Origin of the sequence: Veillonella sp. 6_1_27, from assembly GCF_000163735.1 — a bacterium.
Taxonomy (GTDB): domain Bacteria; phylum Bacillota; class Negativicutes; order Veillonellales; family Veillonellaceae; genus Veillonella; species Veillonella parvula_A.
The window spans coordinates 634,423-653,202 of sequence record NZ_GG770216.1 but is presented as its reverse complement, the minus strand read 5'-3'; the positions used below and the strand labels follow the sequence as shown (position 1 = coordinate 653,202).

Annotated in this window: 16 protein-coding genes; 2 read left to right on the top strand and 14 right to left on the bottom strand. The window is 39.7% G+C overall.

The window, feature by feature from the left end; all coding sequences use genetic code 11:
* Positions 1 to 148 precede the first annotated feature (148 nt).
* Together HMPREF0874_RS06925 and HMPREF0874_RS06920 are read left to right on the top strand one after the other, a co-directional pair.
* Positions 149 to 1,072 (top strand): LysR family transcriptional regulator, encoded by a 924-nt coding sequence (locus tag HMPREF0874_RS06925; protein ID WP_008602616.1) that lies wholly within the window; start codon positions 149 to 151, stop codon positions 1,070 to 1,072.
* Positions 1,072 to 1,500, top strand: coding sequence for a hypothetical protein (locus HMPREF0874_RS06920; protein ID WP_038125714.1), 429 nt, complete (start codon positions 1,072 to 1,074; stop codon positions 1,498 to 1,500). Before HMPREF0874_RS06925 ends, HMPREF0874_RS06920 begins: the two co-directional genes overlap by 1 nt.
* Positions 1,501 to 1,652: 152 nt before the next feature.
* Here HMPREF0874_RS06920 and HMPREF0874_RS06915 read toward each other — a convergent pair whose 3' ends face one another.
* The 14 genes from HMPREF0874_RS06915 to HMPREF0874_RS06850 form a co-directional block, all read right to left on the bottom strand.
* Complete coding sequence (locus HMPREF0874_RS06915) at positions 1,653 to 2,270, bottom strand: SAP domain-containing protein (protein ID WP_008602614.1); 618 nt, start codon at positions 2,268 to 2,270, stop codon at positions 1,653 to 1,655.
* 146 nt (positions 2,271 to 2,416) lie between these two features.
* Positions 2,417 to 3,730, bottom strand: coding sequence for an MFS transporter (locus HMPREF0874_RS06910; RefSeq protein ID WP_008602613.1), 1,314 nt, complete (start codon positions 3,728 to 3,730; stop codon positions 2,417 to 2,419).
* Between the two features lie 241 nt (positions 3,731 to 3,971).
* A complete protein-coding gene (locus HMPREF0874_RS06905; RefSeq protein ID WP_024066296.1) occupies positions 3,972 to 4,328 on the bottom strand; it encodes a cupin domain-containing protein in 357 nt (118 codons plus the stop codon).
* Positions 4,329 to 4,356: 28 nt separating this feature from the next.
* Positions 4,357 to 5,232, bottom strand: a complete 876-nt coding sequence (locus tag HMPREF0874_RS06900) for a DUF4261 domain-containing protein (protein ID WP_039965279.1) — start codon at positions 5,230 to 5,232, stop codon at positions 4,357 to 4,359.
* A 21-nt stretch (positions 5,233 to 5,253) separates the two neighbouring features.
* Positions 5,254 to 6,255, bottom strand: coding sequence for a hypothetical protein (locus tag HMPREF0874_RS06895; RefSeq protein ID WP_039965277.1), 1,002 nt, complete (start codon positions 6,253 to 6,255; stop codon positions 5,254 to 5,256).
* Positions 6,256 to 6,287: 32 nt separating this feature from the next.
* Positions 6,288 to 6,788, bottom strand: coding sequence for a hypothetical protein (locus HMPREF0874_RS06890; RefSeq protein WP_008602610.1), 501 nt, complete (start codon positions 6,786 to 6,788; stop codon positions 6,288 to 6,290).
* Between the two features lie 225 nt (positions 6,789 to 7,013).
* Positions 7,014 to 8,561 carry a citrate lyase subunit alpha gene (gene citF / locus HMPREF0874_RS06885; RefSeq protein WP_008602609.1) on the bottom strand — a complete coding sequence of 516 codons (1,548 nt, stop codon included), beginning with the start codon at positions 8,559 to 8,561 and terminating at the stop codon, positions 7,014 to 7,016.
* Positions 8,551 to 9,516 (bottom strand): CoA ester lyase, encoded by a 966-nt coding sequence (locus HMPREF0874_RS06880; protein ID WP_008602608.1) that lies wholly within the window; start codon positions 9,514 to 9,516, stop codon positions 8,551 to 8,553. The genes citF and HMPREF0874_RS06880 overlap by 11 nt, the downstream gene beginning before the upstream one ends.
* Positions 9,516 to 9,785: a citrate lyase acyl carrier protein gene (citD, locus tag HMPREF0874_RS06875; RefSeq protein WP_039965276.1), complete on the bottom strand. Its 270-nt coding sequence runs from the start codon at positions 9,783 to 9,785 to the stop codon at positions 9,516 to 9,518. Before citD ends, HMPREF0874_RS06880 begins: the two co-directional genes overlap by 1 nt.
* A 103-nt stretch (positions 9,786 to 9,888) precedes the next feature.
* Entirely contained in the window at positions 9,889 to 11,313 is a 1,425-nt protein-coding gene (locus HMPREF0874_RS06870; protein WP_008602606.1) for a DASS family sodium-coupled anion symporter, read from the bottom strand.
* A 399-nt stretch (positions 11,314 to 11,712) separates the two neighbouring features.
* Positions 11,713 to 12,624, bottom strand: a complete 912-nt coding sequence (locus tag HMPREF0874_RS06865; protein WP_008602605.1) for a LysR family transcriptional regulator — start codon at positions 12,622 to 12,624, stop codon at positions 11,713 to 11,715.
* 13 nt (positions 12,625 to 12,637) lie between these two features.
* Positions 12,638 to 13,381 (bottom strand): Bax inhibitor-1/YccA family protein, encoded by a 744-nt coding sequence (locus tag HMPREF0874_RS06860; RefSeq protein WP_004695271.1) that lies wholly within the window; start codon positions 13,379 to 13,381, stop codon positions 12,638 to 12,640.
* A 35-nt stretch (positions 13,382 to 13,416) separates the two neighbouring features.
* A complete protein-coding gene (gene pyk / locus HMPREF0874_RS06855; RefSeq protein WP_008602601.1) occupies positions 13,417 to 15,165 on the bottom strand; it encodes a pyruvate kinase in 1,749 nt (582 codons plus the stop codon).
* A 200-nt stretch (positions 15,166 to 15,365) separates the two neighbouring features.
* Entirely contained in the window at positions 15,366 to 18,773 is a 3,408-nt protein-coding gene (locus tag HMPREF0874_RS06850) for a DNA polymerase III subunit alpha (RefSeq protein WP_008602599.1), read from the bottom strand.
* Positions 18,774 to 18,780 lie beyond the last annotated feature (7 nt).

Below are 18,780 nucleotides of genomic sequence, written 5' to 3'. Positions count from 1 at the left end.
TCAACGCAACACATACAGTGACTGTCGCTTTGCCAATATTGCTATCCATGCTTTACATAAAGTAATAGCTAATTGCATTACAGTAATAACTATTCTCATTTAGTTAGGTCACGTCCTATAACCAAGTTTTATTTTTAGGGGGTTAATTATGGATTTTCATCATTTGAAATACTTCGTTGAAGTAGCTGATCAAAAAAGCTTTAGTAAGGCTGCAAGGAATTTACACATCTCCCAATCTGCAATCAGCCGTACAATTAAAGCTTTAGAAGACGAACTTGGTGTTGTTCTCTTCATGCGTAATGCTAAATCTGTAGAACTTACTGATGGGGGTACCATCTTCTTAACCCACGCTAAACGCGTTGTGTTTATGTTTGAACATCTAAAAACTGATTTTGAAAACGAGTTTCGTTTGGAGCAAGGTTCCATCAGAATTGGTATTCCACCAATTACTGATGCTCCCATTTTTGCCCAGTTATTAGGTGAATTTAAAAAAGTATATCCACAAATCGAATTGGAACTCTACGAACAAGGTTCTAAAAAGGTTGAGATCAGCGTTCAGGAAGGTTTAATTGATATTGGCATCATCTGTACTAAACCAAACCCTAAAGAATTTGAATCTTTCTACCTTACGAGTGACCCACTGTCCGTTATCATTCCAAAATCTAGCCCTTTAGCAAAAGAAAAAGAAATTCGCCTAGAAATGCTAGCTGATGAATCCTTTGTATTGCATAAAGACGATTTCAACTTACATGATGAAATCATCAAAGCTTGTAAACACACCGGCTTCCAACCGCATATCGTGTTTGAAACGAGCCAACGTGATCTCATGTTACAAACGGTTAGTGCAAACCTTGCTATCGCATTATTACCATCTCGCCTCTGCCCTGAGGTAGGTGAAAATACGGAGGTTGGTTCTAAGGTTGTCGTAAGACCTCTCGTACCTGAAATTATTCATACCCTTTATGTAATTTGGAAAAAAGGTCATTACCTCTCCCACGCTTCTCGCTTGTGGTTAGACTTTGTAAACTCCAAATTACCATTACCTGGATTACAACTCGAGGATCGTCAATAATGAACAAACCATCTGGGCTCGCATCTAAATTGCGAGCCCTTTTGAAAGCTAAAGAAGCTCCCATGTGGGGCGTTATCATTGTGCTGGTTATCGTTATCATATTCCAGCAAATACAAATCTCTGAATTACAATGGCGTGTCGATGAAGACCACGATGGTTCTACCATCGACAGTGTAGCAGGTCGTCTTTACATTCTTGAAGGGATGGCTAATAAGCATAGCGACCAACTAGACGAAATCCTAAAAGATATTCGTCAACTACAAAATGACGGTGCCAAGTACGACTGGGAACTAAAACAATTACAATGGTTACATCCAGAACTTAAAGTACAACCACCAGAGGCAAACCCACGCCCATTCAAATCCACAGATCTAAACCTCGATATGAATCCTGGGAAAGTGCCTGATGTAACAAAACAAAATCAATAAAGAAATCAGGAATAAATAAAAGCACCTTACATACCTACAAAAGTCATCACAAATGACTCTTCTCATAGGATATAAGGTGCTTTTTTCATTATTCTATTATAGATTTAATTGCTAATTTTCCCATAATACGTCTCTGCAATGACAAGTTGCTCCTACTTGCGATACCCTTCTAATTTATATGCATATTCACTTAAAAGCTCCTTTGAATAAATTTTTTCATTTTTTGAATCTCTAACCTCTTTCCAAATAATAGACGCTACTTTTAATTTATTCGAATAATTGCAACTACATTCATCTGCACAAAAATCCTTATAAAATTGATTCCATTGACAAACCGAATTATCATACTTTGCATAATCTGATTCACCATAATATACTTTCAGCAAATCTCCGATTGTAAAGCTTATATTTTTTTCACTTTTTACTTTTCTCCAAGCAGTAGCCATATCAGCATTAAATTTAAATCGTGAAACACCTATTAAATCAGAGAAATATTCTCTAAACTTCGTATTAAAGGAAAAATTACATTCAAGTAATGGTGTATCTAAAGTAATAGTTTCCACTTGCCTTCTTCTATTTTTTATTGATGATTTTTTAATTAAATCGCCTTTAAAGTACTGCTCAATAATATGATTAAGTTCTTGTTTTGTTCCCCTGTATTCTAATCCTAATGATTTACATATTTGTGAAAGTTCATCACGATACCAATAATATTTTTTAAATTCATCAAATGATGTAATTTCATCAAACTTAGGTCTACACTCTTTCAATATTCTGTCTCCTCAAGTTTAAATAATACTATTTTGTAAATTGTAACATAAAATTGAATAGTATCCAAAATCACACCATTGAAGCATTCGTTAAATATTTTCCTATTAAGTTGTCTATAATCTAGTTATCTATAATATAGCTCTACTTAATCCTCTTTATGCTCCATAGATTTTGGAAGTGTCAAAATTAATAGGCCAGCAAGGAACATGCAAGCCCCCATTACATAGTAGCCATAAGCAAAGCTACCAGTGTGACCATTGATAAATCCGAGCATATAAGGACCTACCCAGCCCCCCATATTACCTGAAGAGTTAATGAGTCCCATCGCCCCCGCTGCAGCAGCGCCAGATAAGAAGGTTGTTGGCATGGTCCACCATACACCCATACCACCGTAAACACCTACTGCAGTTAAGCATATAAAGAATAAGCTAACTTCTGGAGATGGACTGTGTGGTGTTGCTAAGAAACCAATAGTACCAATGAACAATGTAGTAGCAACGTGCCAACGTTTTTCATTGCGCTTTTCAGAAGAGTAACCACAGTATATTTGTACAAGTAAGGCTGCTGTCATTGGAATAGCAATAGACCACGCTACCACACTTGGTGGCCATCCAGATAAACTTTTAAGAACTTGAGGCATCCAGAAACTAAAGCCCCAGAAGCCAATAACCCACAAGAAATAGATTAACGCTAAACGCAATACTTTTGGGTCTTTCAACGCTTGCCAAGTAGTATATTTCTTTACGGCTTGCTTTTGTTGTTCTTCTTTTTCAAGCTCGGCTTTAATATATACCTTTTCTACATCAGTTACCCAAGATGCATGTTCAGGACGCTCTTTCATCCAGAATGCGAAAATGAACGCAAAGATCACAGCAGGAATGGCTTCAACGATAAAGAGTGTACGCCAACCATGTAGACCAAAGAACGTTGTATCCAATAAAATACCTGCCAATGGCCCACCAATGATGTTAGAGAACAATAAAGACGTTAACATCAAGGAGATTGCCTTCGCGCGCTCCTTTGGCAAGAACCAATTTGGAATGAGTAATGAATAAATTACAGGATATAAAGAAGCCTCACATAGACCAAGTAAAAATCGATAAACATAAAATTCCAACTCAGTGGTCATCGTCGTCATAAGAATACATACGAGACCCCAACTAAACATGATACGCGCCACCCAATGCATAGCATTACAACGAGCTGCAATTAAAGATGCAGGCACTTCAAACAAAACATAACCAATAAAGAAAATGCCTGCCCCCATACCAAATACTTCTGGCGTCAACCATGGTAAATTCTCCTTCATAGTCAAGCCTGCATAAGCAATGTTAACGCGATCCAGGAAGGCAATAATAGAAACAATAAACAATGGTAAGACTACGTGAAGCATACGACGTTTCGTAAAGTCTCTGAAATTGATGTCCCCACTTTGAGGCTCTAGTGTAGATGAGTTCATATAATTCCTTTCTACTTATTAAAATATTACATACTTTACCATCTTAAAAGAACAAACGTCCTCTGTCAATGGAATTTTATAGAGTATAGAAATAACAAATAGGAATAGTAAAACCAAAATAATGACATATAAAATAGAAAAGGTATATTCGCTAGAAATGACTGTATAAAATAAAAAAGCACTTTATAGTATGAATATATCTCTATCACAAGAGAAGAAAATACTATAAAGTGCTTTCATATTAATTAGTCTTAACAGGATCATAATCAGCAGGCACTGGAGCAACGATACTCACAAAGACAATATCTTCCGTTCCAGTATTTTTTGCACCATGACATTCACCCTTTTTAGATACTATAACTTGCCCCTTTGTAAAAGGCACCTCTGTATTAGGCGTTGGATAAAATACACCCTTGCCTTGCAATATAACCCATATATCATCAGAGTGATGATGATAATGTTTTGGTAAGATTTGACCAGGTTTAATAACCCATACTGAACCACCTGTGGAATCAGTTTGATAAAATGGCGTCCTAACAGCGTTCTCCAAACTTTCAACTTTCACAAGTTCCATATCAAAAACACGTTGATCACTCATAATGCTCACACCTTTCATTGATTAACAACTACCGAGTTCCAGATGCGTATTCACCCATATTAATATCTAGAACCTCTCGAACGGGCTGGATTAAAGAATCCTCGTATTGAACCTTCCACTGAATATCCTGATTCATCTCGCCATTTTGTAACCCCGCAATGGTTTCCCCATCACCTATTATATTACCATGTTCGAAAATATAATTCAGCACATTATAAGCATGAAATACTACATGATTAGGATCTACACCGTGAAAGTGATACTGTAAATCAGGTAAAAATAATGTACTCATACCCACAGAATCTACCATCATATCATTGGTACCTTGAATACTAAAATAACGCACATTTACAGCATAATACATGAAACGAGTCACCTCTTTATCAGGATGATTTTCAATCGATTCTCGACTTAAGAACTTACGAGATGGTCCAAATACAACGGCTTTACAAGAGGGATATAATTCTAGTAATGCATCTACATACTTTACAAGCATATCTGCACGTTCTTTGGCCGCTAAACCAGAGGCTAACATATCCGTAGCAAACACCCTGTATTGGCACTCTGCTAATAACTCATCCACATTTGGACAATCCCATACCTGACTACGATCAAAATCATCTAATACAGGCTTATCGATTTTCTCACAATTCGTCACCATCAAGGTCGGTGGAATATCTGCATCAGTATCCTCGTAATGCACCTTATAATTCTGAGGTGCAAAACCTGCGGAATCACGACGATGATCAAAACAATCCACAGGTCCTAAATACTTTGTGAGTACCTCTACCATTGTATCGCGGCCAGGCATATCACACTGCTTCGGCATTAATAACTCAACAAAAAAGATACCCCCTGGTCGGACTGAAGTATCTGTTAAATCTTGCTTAAAAACTTGGCTCATATGCTCTCTCCTCATTTTTAACTATTTTTCTGACGAGTGTATTAATTTATACCATTTTACAATACCCTCAGGAATTAGATAATTTACACTTTCCATCTTAGACTTTACCCATAGATATAAGTCATTTGGAGCAATAATATGGATTGAATCACTTTGAATATTGGAATTTTTTACCTCACCTTCCGATGTAAATAGGTATACTTCTTTTTTTCGTTTATGATCATCTACCAAATCAATATACTTAACAAAATCTAAATCAACATTTCCTTTTTTAACTTGAGGATATGCAAGCATCCCATTTTCTGGATTTACTAATACACATTCATATAGCTCAGTTGCAATTTTATTCGTAGATGGAATTGTCACATAACCTTTAAGATCATATAAATATAAACAAACTAAATCCTCACAATCATTTGGAGATAAACAATCATAAAATAATTGTTGTAAAAATTCTTCATTTGAATCCTCTAATATCAAAGGGTTTCCCCCAAATGCATATTCAGCATACTCAAACATATAATTTTTATTTATACGTTGTATAGTTCGACCGCGAATAAAAGCAGTTGCTACTGCACCTGGTACCTGGCTTTCATCACCAATCCGTTCCCACTTAACATCTGTGAGTTGATTAGCTGCATCAAAATCTAATGCATCCTTGTCACAATTATAAGTAAAATTAGAATTTTCGTTTACACGTCCTAGATAATAAATACCATTATCACGCATCCAAATATAGTCGCCCTTTTCTACTTCCTTCAACATATCAACAGCGACTAATCGTTTTTTTTGATTCATCCCATATAAACCATACGTTCTAACAACATCATAATACCCTTCTATATTTTTTATTTGTTTACGTTTTTCTTGTATTTCAATTATAGCCTCAGGGTTATAATTCTTTATATGGTCATCCTTAATACTCCAACCTAAAGCTGCTACTTTATGCTTCAAACAATATTTTGATATTTTTTTACCATCGTTACTATCTGTTCTTGTTTGTAATCTCCATACAGACCCCATTGTGTCAACCTCCAAATTAAATAATACAAACTTCATACAATAAATACATTACCTTTTAATTTATAGTATACAGGATGATATTCAGTACTACAAATCGCCATCCATCGTTCTACAAACTTCTCAAAATCAATGTTAAAATTACAATTTAATAGAATTTGCATAGAGTTTTGCAATAGATATACTCGTTCAATTTCTAATCTATCTATTAAAGAATTTCTTATAAGTTCACCCTTAACAACTTGTTTAAATCTTGCATATAAATAATCAATACACTGATTTTTATATCCAAGTTTATAATTGCTAGCCACAAATAAACTACGATATGATAATTCACTCGGGAGAAAAGATTCCCATTCTAGTATTTCATGTCCATCTTCAACCATTCTAATATACATATCATTAATATCAATATAATCTCGAATCCAACATTCAACCATTAAGTAAATATTTAATTCTTGCTCCATTAAGTCATCTATATAAAAGTCCTTTAATCCATCTATATCAAATTCTACATTAGCTCTATATTGATACATAGATATCCCCCTAATATATAATCACATTCTTTTATATAGATATTATAACTTTATGAATGCCCAAATTTTCACCCATAGCATCATATTTAATATATAAAAATCTCACATTATCCCCTGCCTACGGCCCTACAATTCATAAAAATACAAAAAGGCCCTCTCCGTGGTCCGTAGACGAACTTCAGTCATGTGTGAGTTCGAGGACCACAGAGAGGGTCTTTGTTTTAATTATAGAGGTTTACGAACCACGTCAAGGATGGAACCATCGCGGTATTCTACGATTGCCACGATGTCTTCGTCTTTGTCGGATACAGGGATATCTTGTGGTTTACCTACTAAGTCAAATGCTAATTGTTGTAATTCTTCAATTGTGTAGATAGGCAAGTTGCTATCTTTGAAGCGTTCAATCAAATCAGTACGAGCTGGGTTGATTGCGATACCGTATTCAGTAACGAGTACGTCAACGGAGGAGCCTGGTGTAATTACAGTTGCAACTTTGTCACGGATCATTGGCAAGCGGCCACGGATCAATGGGCAAGTAATAACTGTGCATTTAGCACCTGCTGCTGTATCGGAGTGACCGCCAGAAGCGCCCATCAATACACCGTTGGAGTCAGTCATTACGTTTACGTTGAAATCAAGGTCGATTTCAGTAGCACCAAGGAATACTACGTCTAAGTAGTTTGTAGTGCAGTCAGTCCATGGGTTAGCGTACATGGAAGCGGACATTTCGATGTGTGCAGGGTTTTTATCCAAAGATGCAGCTGCAGTAGTATCGAATGTTTGAGTATCGTAAATAGCACGAATCAAGCCTTCTTCAAGCATACCAGTCAAGATACCAGTAGCACCGCCGATAGCGAAGCCACCTACTTCACCGCGTTTGCGAAGTTTTTCAGCAATGAATTTCGCTACAGTCAATGGAGCACCACCAGCGCCCAATTGGAATACGAAACCATCTTTAATAATGCCAGCTTGGTCAAGGAATTCACCAGCTAGTTCAGCAATTTTGATTTGGATAGGGTTTTTAGTGAAACCTACTGCACCAGAAGCGATACCTTCTGGATCACCAATGCTTTCAACCTCAACAACATAATCTACATCAGTTTGAGGAATTGCATAGTTGTGTACATAGTCAACCAAGTTATCAGTGATGATAACAGTTGTATCTGCATAGTGGGAGTCAACTTTAGCATAGCCAAGAGCACCACATGCGGATTTACCCATACGACCAGTTGCGTTACCGCGTGGGTCAGCTGTAGGGGCACCCATGAAAGCTACGTCGATATGAACTTCGCCAGATTCGATAGCACGAGCACGGCCACCGTGGGAACGAATCACTACAGGGCGTTTCAATACGCCTGGGTTTTGAGTTAAGAATTTACCAAGACGATCGCGCAAGCCAGATGTTTCAATAGCTGTTACAGTACCATCTTGAATCATTTCTACCAAAAATTCATGGCATGGGGACAAGGAAGAAGACGCGATTGTAATGTCTTTAATGCCTTTTGCTTGAACGCGTTCCATAACCATTTTCATTACATAGTCGCCATTGCGCAAGTGATGATGGAAGGACAATGTCATACCATCTTTTACGCCAGCTTTTTCAATTGCTTCATCAATAGAAGCAAGTACTTTATTTGTACCAACACGGCTCATGTGTACAGGTTTACCTGCGCGATGAGCTTTAGGTTCAATGGCGAATTCACCTTGATATACTTCGCGACCTTCTAGTGCTGGGATATTTGTTGGGATATCGCGACCTACTTTATTTAACATCGTATTCTGCTCCTTCCTCTAATTCAACTTTAATGCCTGCTGCACGTGCTTTATCAACTACACGTTGTGCACGAACTACGATAGGACCATCGATCATTTTACCATCTACGGAGATTACGCCTTTATTGTTGCGCAATGCATCTGCATAGCTGTTCAATACTTTAACAGAATGAGCGATTTCTTTTTCGTCAGGAGTGAATACTTCGTGGATAATTTTGATTTGGCTTGGGTGGATACAAGATTTGCCATCGTAACCCAAAGCTTTAATGAATTCAACTTCTTCGCGGAAGCCTTGAGGGTCTTTCACGTCGGAGAATACAGTATCGATTACACGGATACCTGCTTCGCGTGCTGCATGAAGGATTGTTTGACGAGCGAACAACAATTCAACAGCTGGTTTATGTTTACCTGTGCGAAGGTCAGCACGATAGTCTTCAGCGCCAAGAGCGATAGCTACTACGCGAGGACCATGGCAGATTTCACGAACATTGTATAAGCCACGAACGGATTCGATAGCTACGATAATATTGATTGTACCTTCTGGCCAGCCATTAGCTTTTTCTATTTCTTCAATTTTCTTCGCTACGATTTCAACTTCAGAAACATCTTCAGTTTTAGGTAAACGAATCATATCAGGTTTAGCTGGAACGATGACATCAAGATCGTCATAGCCATAAGGAGTTTGTGTAGGATGGTTGATACGAACAACTGTTTCTGCACGGAATTTACGGGATTTCAATGCTTCTGCAGTTAAAAGACGAGCTGTGTCTTTTTCTGTAATTGGCACGGAATCTTCGATATCGATCATGATGGAGTCAGCACCGTGAATATCTGCACTGTTAATCATTTTAGGTGTATTACCTGGTACGAACATCATGGAACGAGACAAACGTTTTTTAGCAGCCTCTGTTAATGGGTTTGTTTTAACTTCTGGGAATGTTTTATCGTTAGCCATTATGCTTTGCTCCCCCTTTCCAATGCACCTAATACGCGAGCTTTAATTGTGTAATCCCAAGCATTTTTATCTTGTACGATTACTTTTACGCCATCATAACCAGCTTCTTTCACTGTGTTCAAGATAACGGATTTAATTTGGTCGCCATATTGACGCATAACTTTGGATGTTAATTCGATTTCGATACCGTTAGCAATCGGTTCAACCGTTACTAATGCATCATTTTTTTCATCGAAGCCAGCTTGCGCAGCTTTTACTAATTGTGCCATGTTGCATCCTTTCACTAATAAATATATCAAATGGCAAAGACCAGACGTGTCGCGAATGTCTGGTCCGTGCCGTTAAAACAATGTTGATTATAAGATTGTATGATTAACCAATCATACCGATGAAAGTCCACCAAGGGATACCTACTACAAAGAGTAGAATCCAACTCAATACCGCTAAGATAGCACCAGCAGTCCACCAATCTTTCAAGTTATTATAACCTGCAGAGTAGATGATTGGACCAGGGGATGCACCGTAGTGAGTTACGAGACCACCAAACGCATTTGTTGCAAGTAATACAAGTCCAAACATAACTGGGTCTACACCTGATGCCATACCTACAGTTAAGAATACTGGAAGCATAGACGCAATATATGCAGTACTGGAGGCGAACAAATAACGAATCACAACACTGATAGCGGACAGAATCAATACGACTACGAGAGGCGAAAAATCGAGCGCCAAGTTTGTTTGCATAAATGTTGCAAGCCAAGCAAAGAATTTAGCTTTAGTCAACGCTGTGGACAAACCAAGGATAGCACCAAACCAGATGAATGTATTCCAAACAGCTTTAGTTTGAACCATATCATCCCAAGTGATGATACCAGAGAAGAATACAATAGTCATAGCCACTAATGCTACTGCTGTAGGGCTTAAATCAAAAGCAATTGATGGGATTAGTAACCCAATAGAAGGCCAAGCCCACCCAATAAGAGCAAGAATAAATACAACTGCCAAGATTTTTTCAGATGTTTTCATAGGTCCTAATTTTGCAAGACCATCAGCAGCTAATTTTTTATTGTCAATTTTTACTGCTTCAGGACGGTCGATCCAGTAACCTACAAGTGGTACGAAAAGCAACATTACAAGACCAGGAAGAGCCAAAGCAGCAGCCCACTCAACCCAGTTCATGCTTAGACCAGTAATTTTAGTAACAAAATCTAATGCCAACACGTTTGGAGCCATAGCTGTTAAGAACATGAAGGATGTAATCTTTGTTACAAAATAACCATTCATCAAGATGAAGGAACCGCCACGTTTAGCAGTATCGCCAGGATAAGAACCGATAGATTCAGCAATGGATAAATTAATTGGATATACGATACCAGCTGCACGTGCTGTGTTAGAAGGTGTTGCTGGAGATAATACTAAATCAAGAAGTGCTGTTACGTAACCAAGACGTAATACAGTAGAACCGAATGCGCGAATCAAGTAGTAGGCAACGCGGTGACCAAGACCAGTTTTACCAAACGCAACGCTCAAGGAGAATGCAGCGATGATCATCCACAATGCTGTGGAGCCGTAACCTACCAAGATATCTTTTGCATTGTCTAAGAATAATGCAGATGCAGATAATACAGCTAATAAAATAATTTGAATTGGGTATGGTTTTAAAATCAAACCTACGATACCTGCAATGTAGAAGCCTAAGAGGCGCCACGCCGTATCAGTGAGTCCTTCTGGTGGAGTTGTAAACCAGAGGATAACAGGGATTAGCACAATAAGTGCTAGTTTTAAGAATCTTTCCATGTTTATTCCTTTCTTAAAAACATAGGCATATATATCATCCTAACACTACCCCAGAAATTCTTAATACGCGACTATCATCTATTGAACTCTAGGATTTTTTGTCTACACTCATTATAAATGTTTAAAAGAAATATGAATAATAGATTACCTTTATAGGGGTTATAAAAACTTTTATATCTACTATTCATACTTTTTATGCATTTTGAGCATAGTTTTACAGTTCCAAATGAAAAAAATGCATGTATACGTCCCCAAAGGGGGGTATACATGCACTTACATGGTACTGCCTTTCTCTTTCGAGACACTTTTATTATTATCTATTATATCGAAAAAGTCCAATACTGAAACAGCATGGATAAACAGTTAGAAAACCTCATAGATATGCTCTATTGATAATTCCTAAGCCTTATATTCTCTAAATATACTATTATCTACAACGGTGTGTTCCTTGTAATAATTACGGACATATTCAATAAAGGTTTTAACAACGATTAAATTTTCCGAATCTTTTGTGTACACCATATTGGTATCACGGGTGATATATTCACCATTTTTATTGCGTAATGGGCTTACATAGATATCTTTATCCTTACAGGATCCAAGTCCCATATACGTCAAGATAGACCAACCGAGGCCGGCACGAACAAAGTGACGACACGTACTCATAGAATTTACGTCCATCGCCACACTTGGGGGCTCGTCAAAATGTTCTGCACACCAAGTTTCGATGATATTTGCCACCGATGCATCTGTTTGGTATTTAATAAACGGTACCTTTACTAAAGATTCAGGCGGCACTAATTCTTTATATACTAAACAATATGGCTCTGCTAATAACAGTTCAGACTTACCAGATACATCATAACCACCACGAGCAAAGGCGACCATACAATCACCTGTATTAAACATCTTTACTACTTGATGGCTGAAAGCAGTCTTCACTTGAATATGAACATCAGGATATTGTTCGCGGAAAGATCTCAATAAAGCCGGTAGTTCATAATCTGCAAAGTTAATAGATGATGCGATTTTCAAGGTCCCTTGAATCTTGCCAGAAGCGGAGTTCATAGCGTGCTCCAAAGCCTCTTGTTCTTGCATCATTCGCTTGCAGTAATCATAGAAAATTTCGCCTTGTGCCGTGAGGGCAATCCCTTCAGCAGTCCGCAACAACAGAGAATGGCCCAAGGCTTTTTCCATATGGCGCAACCGATAGCTCAACGCTGGTTGCGATAAAAATAATTTTTCAGCAGCCCTTGTAATATTGCCTTCATCCACAACAGTAACAAAGGTTTGCCATTCTCTATCGTCCATACAAACTCCTTTGTTATCGCTTATTACCAAAGATGCGTAATAAGGATAAGAATAAGTTAATGAAATCTAAGTATAGGCTCAAAGCGCCTGTGATTTCAATGCGGTCTAAAATTGTTTCATCCTCCATAAGCGCCACTTGTGTCACATTATTTTTAATGCGGTTCACATCGATAGCTGTAAAGATAGAGAATACTACAACACCTACATAACCTAGAACTAAACTTACAGTATCACTAAAGCCACTGAGTACAGTCCAGTTAAAGAAGCGGGCCCCCATCATCACCAAGGATACGATGATCATGCCGAACAATGCCGCCATCACATATGGTGTAAGGGATGATAAATTGCGTTTTGTAGTTGCCCCTACCACTGCAAAGCCAATGAAGAAAGCAAGCGTACCTATTAACGCCGGAATAACTACATCAAACACATTGTATCGCAACGATACCAAGGTCAATGTGAGACCATTCAAAGCACTATAGAGGAAGAACATACCTCGTAACGTCATTACATTAGCAGAATATGCACGAGCACTAAAAAGGAATACCACACCTAGCTCTACTAATAAGATAATATTAAAATTTTGGTACGCAAAGCGTAACCAATTTGGATTCACTAATGCAGCGAAACCAACACCAATAGTTGTAAGTAAGCCTACAACCATCCACAAGAAAGAGCCTTTTAATCGTTGGGATACGATACTTTCAACCTGTGCAACCTCAGCTGCAGTAGGTCCTGTTACATTATATGGATTCATACTATCCCTCCTTATTTAATTATCACTCATAGAGATTATCGAGCATTTGCAATGCCCGCAAACACCTTGCCACGTTCGCCATCGATTGTCACTTCTTGACCTTCAAGGAGCACTTCGTGGGCATTTTTAGCACCTAAGATAACAGGAATACCATAGGTAATGCCCGCAATAGCGCTGTCCGATGTATAACCATCTTCTACTGCGATGATACCGCCAGCACGTTTGGCAATGGCCATCAATTCAGGCTCCATTGTGCCTACCACGAGAATATCGCCGTCTTTGAAGCTTTCATAATTACCCTTATGATTAGCCGCAATGTACACATTACCTGTAACGGATTTACGTAAAATACCATTACCAGACAAGAGTACTTGACCTGCAATGTGAACGCGAATCATGTTTGTAGTTCCGGTTGCACCGGATGGTACCCCAGCGGTAACAACTACGAGGTCACCAGACTCGATGGCGCCAGTGCCGAGAGCACCGGTAATAGCTTGTTTAACCATTTCATCGGAGTTGATGATTTCATGTCCCTTGATAGCCTCTACACCCCAGCATAATTGCATGCGACGAATTGTTTCCTCATGAGGTGTAACAGCGATAATTTTACAATCTGGACGATGACGAGCCACACTAAGTGCGGTGTGACCAGATTCAGTACAGGTTAAAATAGCTGCGGCCCCGAGGTTTTGAGCTACGCGCACGCTAGCCAAGCATACGGCGCTTGTAGTAGTCATTTCTTCATCCTCACGAGCGCGACTATAGCTATCGTAAATAGCAGCCTTTTCCGTTACTTCTGCAATGCGAGTCATGGTCGCAACAGCTTCTACAGGATAGGCTCCATTGGCTGTTTCGCCAGATAACATAATCGCATCGGTACCATCCAAAATGGCATTAGCTACGTCACTTGCTTCCGCACGTGTTGGACGTGGATTTTGAATCATAGACTCGAGCATTTGTGTCGCCGTAATAACGGGTTTACCCAAGTTATTACATTTTTCAATCATCATCTTTTGAAGTACTGGCACTTCTTCAGCAGGGATTTCTACACCGAGATCGCCACGCGCAACCATGAGGCCGTCAGCTACTTCCAAGATTTCATCAATATTTTTAACGCCTTCTGCATTTTCAATTTTCGCGATAATCTTGATATCTTTTTTCTCAGACTCAAGAATGCGGCGAATAGCCACAATGTCTTTACCCCGTTGCATGAAGGATGCGGCCACAAAGTCTACCCCTTGTTGACAGCCAAAGCGCAAGTCCGCTTCATCCTGTTCAGATACAGGTGGCAAGCTTAGTGCTACACCTGGTACGGCTACGCGCTTGCGGTTGCCGATTTCTCCGCTGTTTTGAACAGTTGTAATAATATTATTGCCTTCGATAGCATCGATGGTAAGTGTTACAAGCCCATCAGCCAAGAGAATTTTATCCCCTACGGACACATCGCCTGTAAGACCTTTGTGATTCACGGAGCTAAGCTCTTTTGTGCCTTCCACATCATCTGTAGTCAACGTAAATTGTTGACCGGCTTCGAGAAATACCTTGCCCTCTTTAAATAGACCAAGACGTACCTCTGGACCTTTTGTATCGAGCATTAATGCGATTGGTTTATTCACAATCATCGCCGCATCGCGCACCATTTGCATGCGTTCTGCTTGCTCTTCATGGGATCCGTGGGAGAAGTTAAAACGAGCTACATTCATGCCAGCTCGCATCATATCTTCTAAGATGCCAAATTTATCCGTTCCTGGACCTACAGTACATACGATCTTTGTACGTTTCATCTTTCCTCCTATGAAAGCACATCCAAGATTGGAGCTTTCATTTCTTATTATATCAATGTTGGTGAAAGCTATCTGTGCCTTACGCAACATATGTTTCTCTACACCATTTATATACTTATTGTATCAAGTATATGCTTATTACATGTTGCACCTATATATGCTAATTACATGTCGCACATACTTGCGTTAACATTATATGTTTACTGTACCTCTACGGAGCCCTCGCCTAGAATAGATTCAATAGTCTTGATGGATTCATCACTAGGGTCAAAGCACATATTCGGTGGTAAATTAATGCGTTTTCGTTGACGGTGTAAATATAATGACGTTGGCACGGAGCCAGCGGTGTTAGTCAACACGCGTTTTAAAGCTTCACTATTTTCTGGCGTATCATATTGACTATAAATGTGGATTGCCACTTGTTTTGCCTGCCCATAGTTTACCTTTAATGGAGTAATACGGTCTGCAATGATTTGCACACCCTTTTCATCCGCATCAACCCGACCTTTTACCTTAACGATCATATCGACCGCAAGGAATTGCTGGCTTTGACTAAAGACCTTAGGAAATGCCACTACATTCGCCGCACCAGAATAATCCTCGATACGAAGAATGGACATAAGCTCATTGCGCTTTGTCATGCGGTCCGATTTATTTTCAATGAGGCCCCCAAAGGTAATGGTTTGACCATCATATTGCTCTGGATTTTCTACAAGAGCACCCAGTTCAAAGAGACCTTCTAATTCCTTCGCATAACCTTGCAATGGATGACCCGTAATATAAAAGCCAGTGTATTCCTTTTCATCTTTTAATTTATCGTCTTCCGATAAATCCTCTACAGTAGGAACAGGAATAAAATCGACAGCTTCTTCCATATCGCCAAAGAGATTCATGGTACCCATAGCGGCATCTTTTTGCTCTTTAGCACCAACGGCTTGAGCGCTTTCATACATGTGTAGCAACTGATTCCGGTTTTCCTGGAAGCCATCCATGGCACCGCAGCGAATGAGACTTTCAAGAAGTCGTTTATTCACAACTCGATTATCTACCCGTTTACAGAAGTCCACGATATCCGTATATAGACCGTGCTCATTGCGCTCCCGAATCAAGCGATCGATAGCATTATCCCCTACGTTCTTGATACCGCCAAGTCCGAAACGAATAGAGTCATCTTGTACGGCAAAGCTACGCTCAGAATAGTTAATATCTGGGCCTAGTACCTTAACATTGTGCTTCTTGCAGGCATTAATGTAGTAAGTCAATTTCTGCATGTTCTGCATGAAGCTAGTCATGGTTGCAGCCATAAATTCTGGGAAGTAGTGGGCTTTCAAATACGCCGTTTGGTACGCAATATACGCATACGCCGCACTATGTGATTTATTAAAGCCATAGCCCGCAAAGTATACAAGCAAGTCAAATACTTCGTTCGCCACGGATTCTTCTATCCCATTATTAATGGAACCTTGAATAAAGGACTCGCGCTGTGCTTTTAGAACAGATTCCTTTTTCTTACCCATGGCACGGCGCATCAAATCCGCTTGACCAAGGGAGAATCCACCCATGGCGGAGGCAATTTGCATAACCTGTTCTTGATACAAGATTACCCCAAAGGTATCTTTCAAAATTGGTTCCAAAATTGGATGTAAGTAGGTAACCTCTTTTTTACCATGACGGCGGTCGATAAAGTCCGCTACCATGCCAGAGCCTAGTGGTCCTGGACGGTACAAGGCTACCAATGGAATTAAGTCTTCAAAATGCTCAGGCTTAAGGTCCATTACAAGCTTAGTAATACCTTCCGACTCGAGCTGGAATACACCAGATGTATCTCCCTTAGTGAGGATGTCACAAGCCGCCGCATCATCAAGTGGGATAGCATCTAAGTCGAGGTCAATACCGCGGTTAGCCTTGATGAGCTTTAAGGCATCCCCCATAACCGTTAAGGTACGGAGGCCCAAGAAGTCCATCTTTAAGAGGCCTAATTCCTCGATATTATCCTTATCGTACTGCGTTACAAAGCCTTCATCGTTGGCATTTTGTACCGGTACATGGTCATCTAAAGGATCTGCAGAAATTACAACGCCCGCCGCATGCGTGGACGAATTTCGCGCTATGCCTTCTAGCTTTTTACCAAAATCAAACAGTTCTTTTACATTTGAATCAGATTCATATAAAGCCTTTAAGTCCTTGCCTTGTAGTGCCTTATCTAAGGTAATACCCAATTCGTTAGGAATCATCTTAGCAATACGATTTACCTCCGCCAGTGGTAAGTCGAGCACGCGGCCTACGTCACGAATAACGGCACGTGCTGCCTCTGTACCAAAGGTAATAATCTGAGATACGCGAGCTTGACCGTATTTTCTCGTTACATATTCGATGGCTTGACCACGCTTTTCATAGCAAAAGTCAATATCGATATCGGGCATGCTTACCCGTTCTGGATTTAAGAACCGTTCAAAGAGCAAGTCGTATTTCAATGGATCAAGACCGGTAATACCCAATAGGTAGGCTACTACAGAACCTGCCGCAGAACCACGGCCAGGGCCTACTAAGATATCGTGCTCTCTGGCATAGCGTACATAGTCCCACACGATGAGGAAGTAATCCTCAAAGCCCATGGTGCCAATAACATCTAACTCATAGTCGAGACGTTTTTGTAACTCTTCAGACGTTTCACCATAAAGGCGAGGAATTTCTCGTTCACAAACCTTACGTAAATACGTTTTAGAGGTTTCCCCTTCTGGCACATCAAAGTGCGGCAAGTGATGTTCATCGAAATTAAACTCTACATTACAGCGCTCTGCAATTTTTAAGGTGTTTTCAATGGCCCCCGGAATATGTCCAAATAGCTCTGCCATTTCATCCCCAGACTTGAGATAGAACTCATCATTTGGGAATTTTAAGCGGTCTACCTCAGCACGGCGACGACCTGTAGAAATACATACCTTTATATCCTGCGCGTCTGCATCCTCTTTTAAGACATAGTGGAAATCGTTAGACGCTACGATGCCAAGGCCATACTCCTTGCTGAGCTTAATGAGCTCCTCTTGGGCCTTAGCCTCCTCTGGCAAGCCATGATTTTGAATTTCTAAGAAAAAATTATCCTTGCCGTACGTCTCAATATACCATTCGATGGATCGCTTAGCGCCTTCCATATTGTCTTGCAAAATATACTGAGGAATCTCCCCTTGAATACACGCACTAAGGGCAATAATCCCTTTGCTGTATTGGCGCAATAAATCTCGGTCTGCACGAGGACGATACAACATACCTTCCGTAGATGCTTTAGATACGATTTTAACGAGATTACGATACCCTTCCATGGTCTCAGCCAATAGGATGAGATGTTTTAATCGTTCACGGCTACGACCTTCTGGACGATCAAATCGGTTGTTTTCCGTTACATACACCTCACAACCGATGATAGGCTTAACGCCTTGAGCCATACATTCTTTGTAGAAATAAATGGCTGCGTACATATTGCCGTGATCTGTAATAGCAAGGGCGGGCTGATTTAACTCCTTCGCACGACGTACCATGTCAGGCAAACGACTGATGCCGTCTAGCAAACTAAACTCTGTATGACTATGTAAATGTACAAATGGCTGCATGGTACAC

Coding starts and splice junctions, on each gene's coding strand:
- HMPREF0874_RS06890 (WP_008602610.1), bottom strand. CDS start 6,788: ATGTATCAATATAGAGCTAATGTAGAATTTGATATAGATGGATTAAAG.
- HMPREF0874_RS06900 (WP_039965279.1), bottom strand. CDS start 5,232: ATGAGCCAAGTTTTTAAGCAAGATTTAACAGATACTTCAGTCCGACCA.
- HMPREF0874_RS06870 (WP_008602606.1), bottom strand. CDS start 11,313: ATGGAAAGATTCTTAAAACTAGCACTTATTGTGCTAATCCCTGTTATC.
- HMPREF0874_RS06920 (WP_038125714.1), top strand. CDS start 1,072: ATGAACAAACCATCTGGGCTCGCATCTAAATTGCGAGCCCTTTTGAAA.
- HMPREF0874_RS06905 (WP_024066296.1), bottom strand. CDS start 4,328: ATGAGTGATCAACGTGTTTTTGATATGGAACTTGTGAAAGTTGAAAGT.
- pyk (WP_008602601.1), bottom strand. CDS start 15,165: ATGAAACGTACAAAGATCGTATGTACTGTAGGTCCAGGAACGGATAAA.
- HMPREF0874_RS06895 (WP_039965277.1), bottom strand. CDS start 6,255: ATGGGGTCTGTATGGAGATTACAAACAAGAACAGATAGTAACGATGGT.
- citD (WP_039965276.1), bottom strand. CDS start 9,785: ATGGCACAATTAGTAAAAGCTGCGCAAGCTGGCTTCGATGAAAAAAAT.
- HMPREF0874_RS06860 (WP_004695271.1), bottom strand. CDS start 13,381: ATGAATCCATATAATGTAACAGGACCTACTGCAGCTGAGGTTGCACAG.
- HMPREF0874_RS06910 (WP_008602613.1), bottom strand. CDS start 3,730: ATGAACTCATCTACACTAGAGCCTCAAAGTGGGGACATCAATTTCAGA.
- HMPREF0874_RS06850 (WP_008602599.1), bottom strand. CDS start 18,773: ATGCAGCCATTTGTACATTTACATAGTCATACAGAGTTTAGTTTGCTA.
- HMPREF0874_RS06925 (WP_008602616.1), top strand. CDS start 149: ATGGATTTTCATCATTTGAAATACTTCGTTGAAGTAGCTGATCAAAAA.
- HMPREF0874_RS06865 (WP_008602605.1), bottom strand. CDS start 12,624: ATGGACGATAGAGAATGGCAAACCTTTGTTACTGTTGTGGATGAAGGC.
- citF (WP_008602609.1), bottom strand. CDS start 8,561: ATGTTAAATAAAGTAGGTCGCGATATCCCAACAAATATCCCAGCACTA.
- HMPREF0874_RS06880 (WP_008602608.1), bottom strand. CDS start 9,516: ATGGCTAACGATAAAACATTCCCAGAAGTTAAAACAAACCCATTAACA.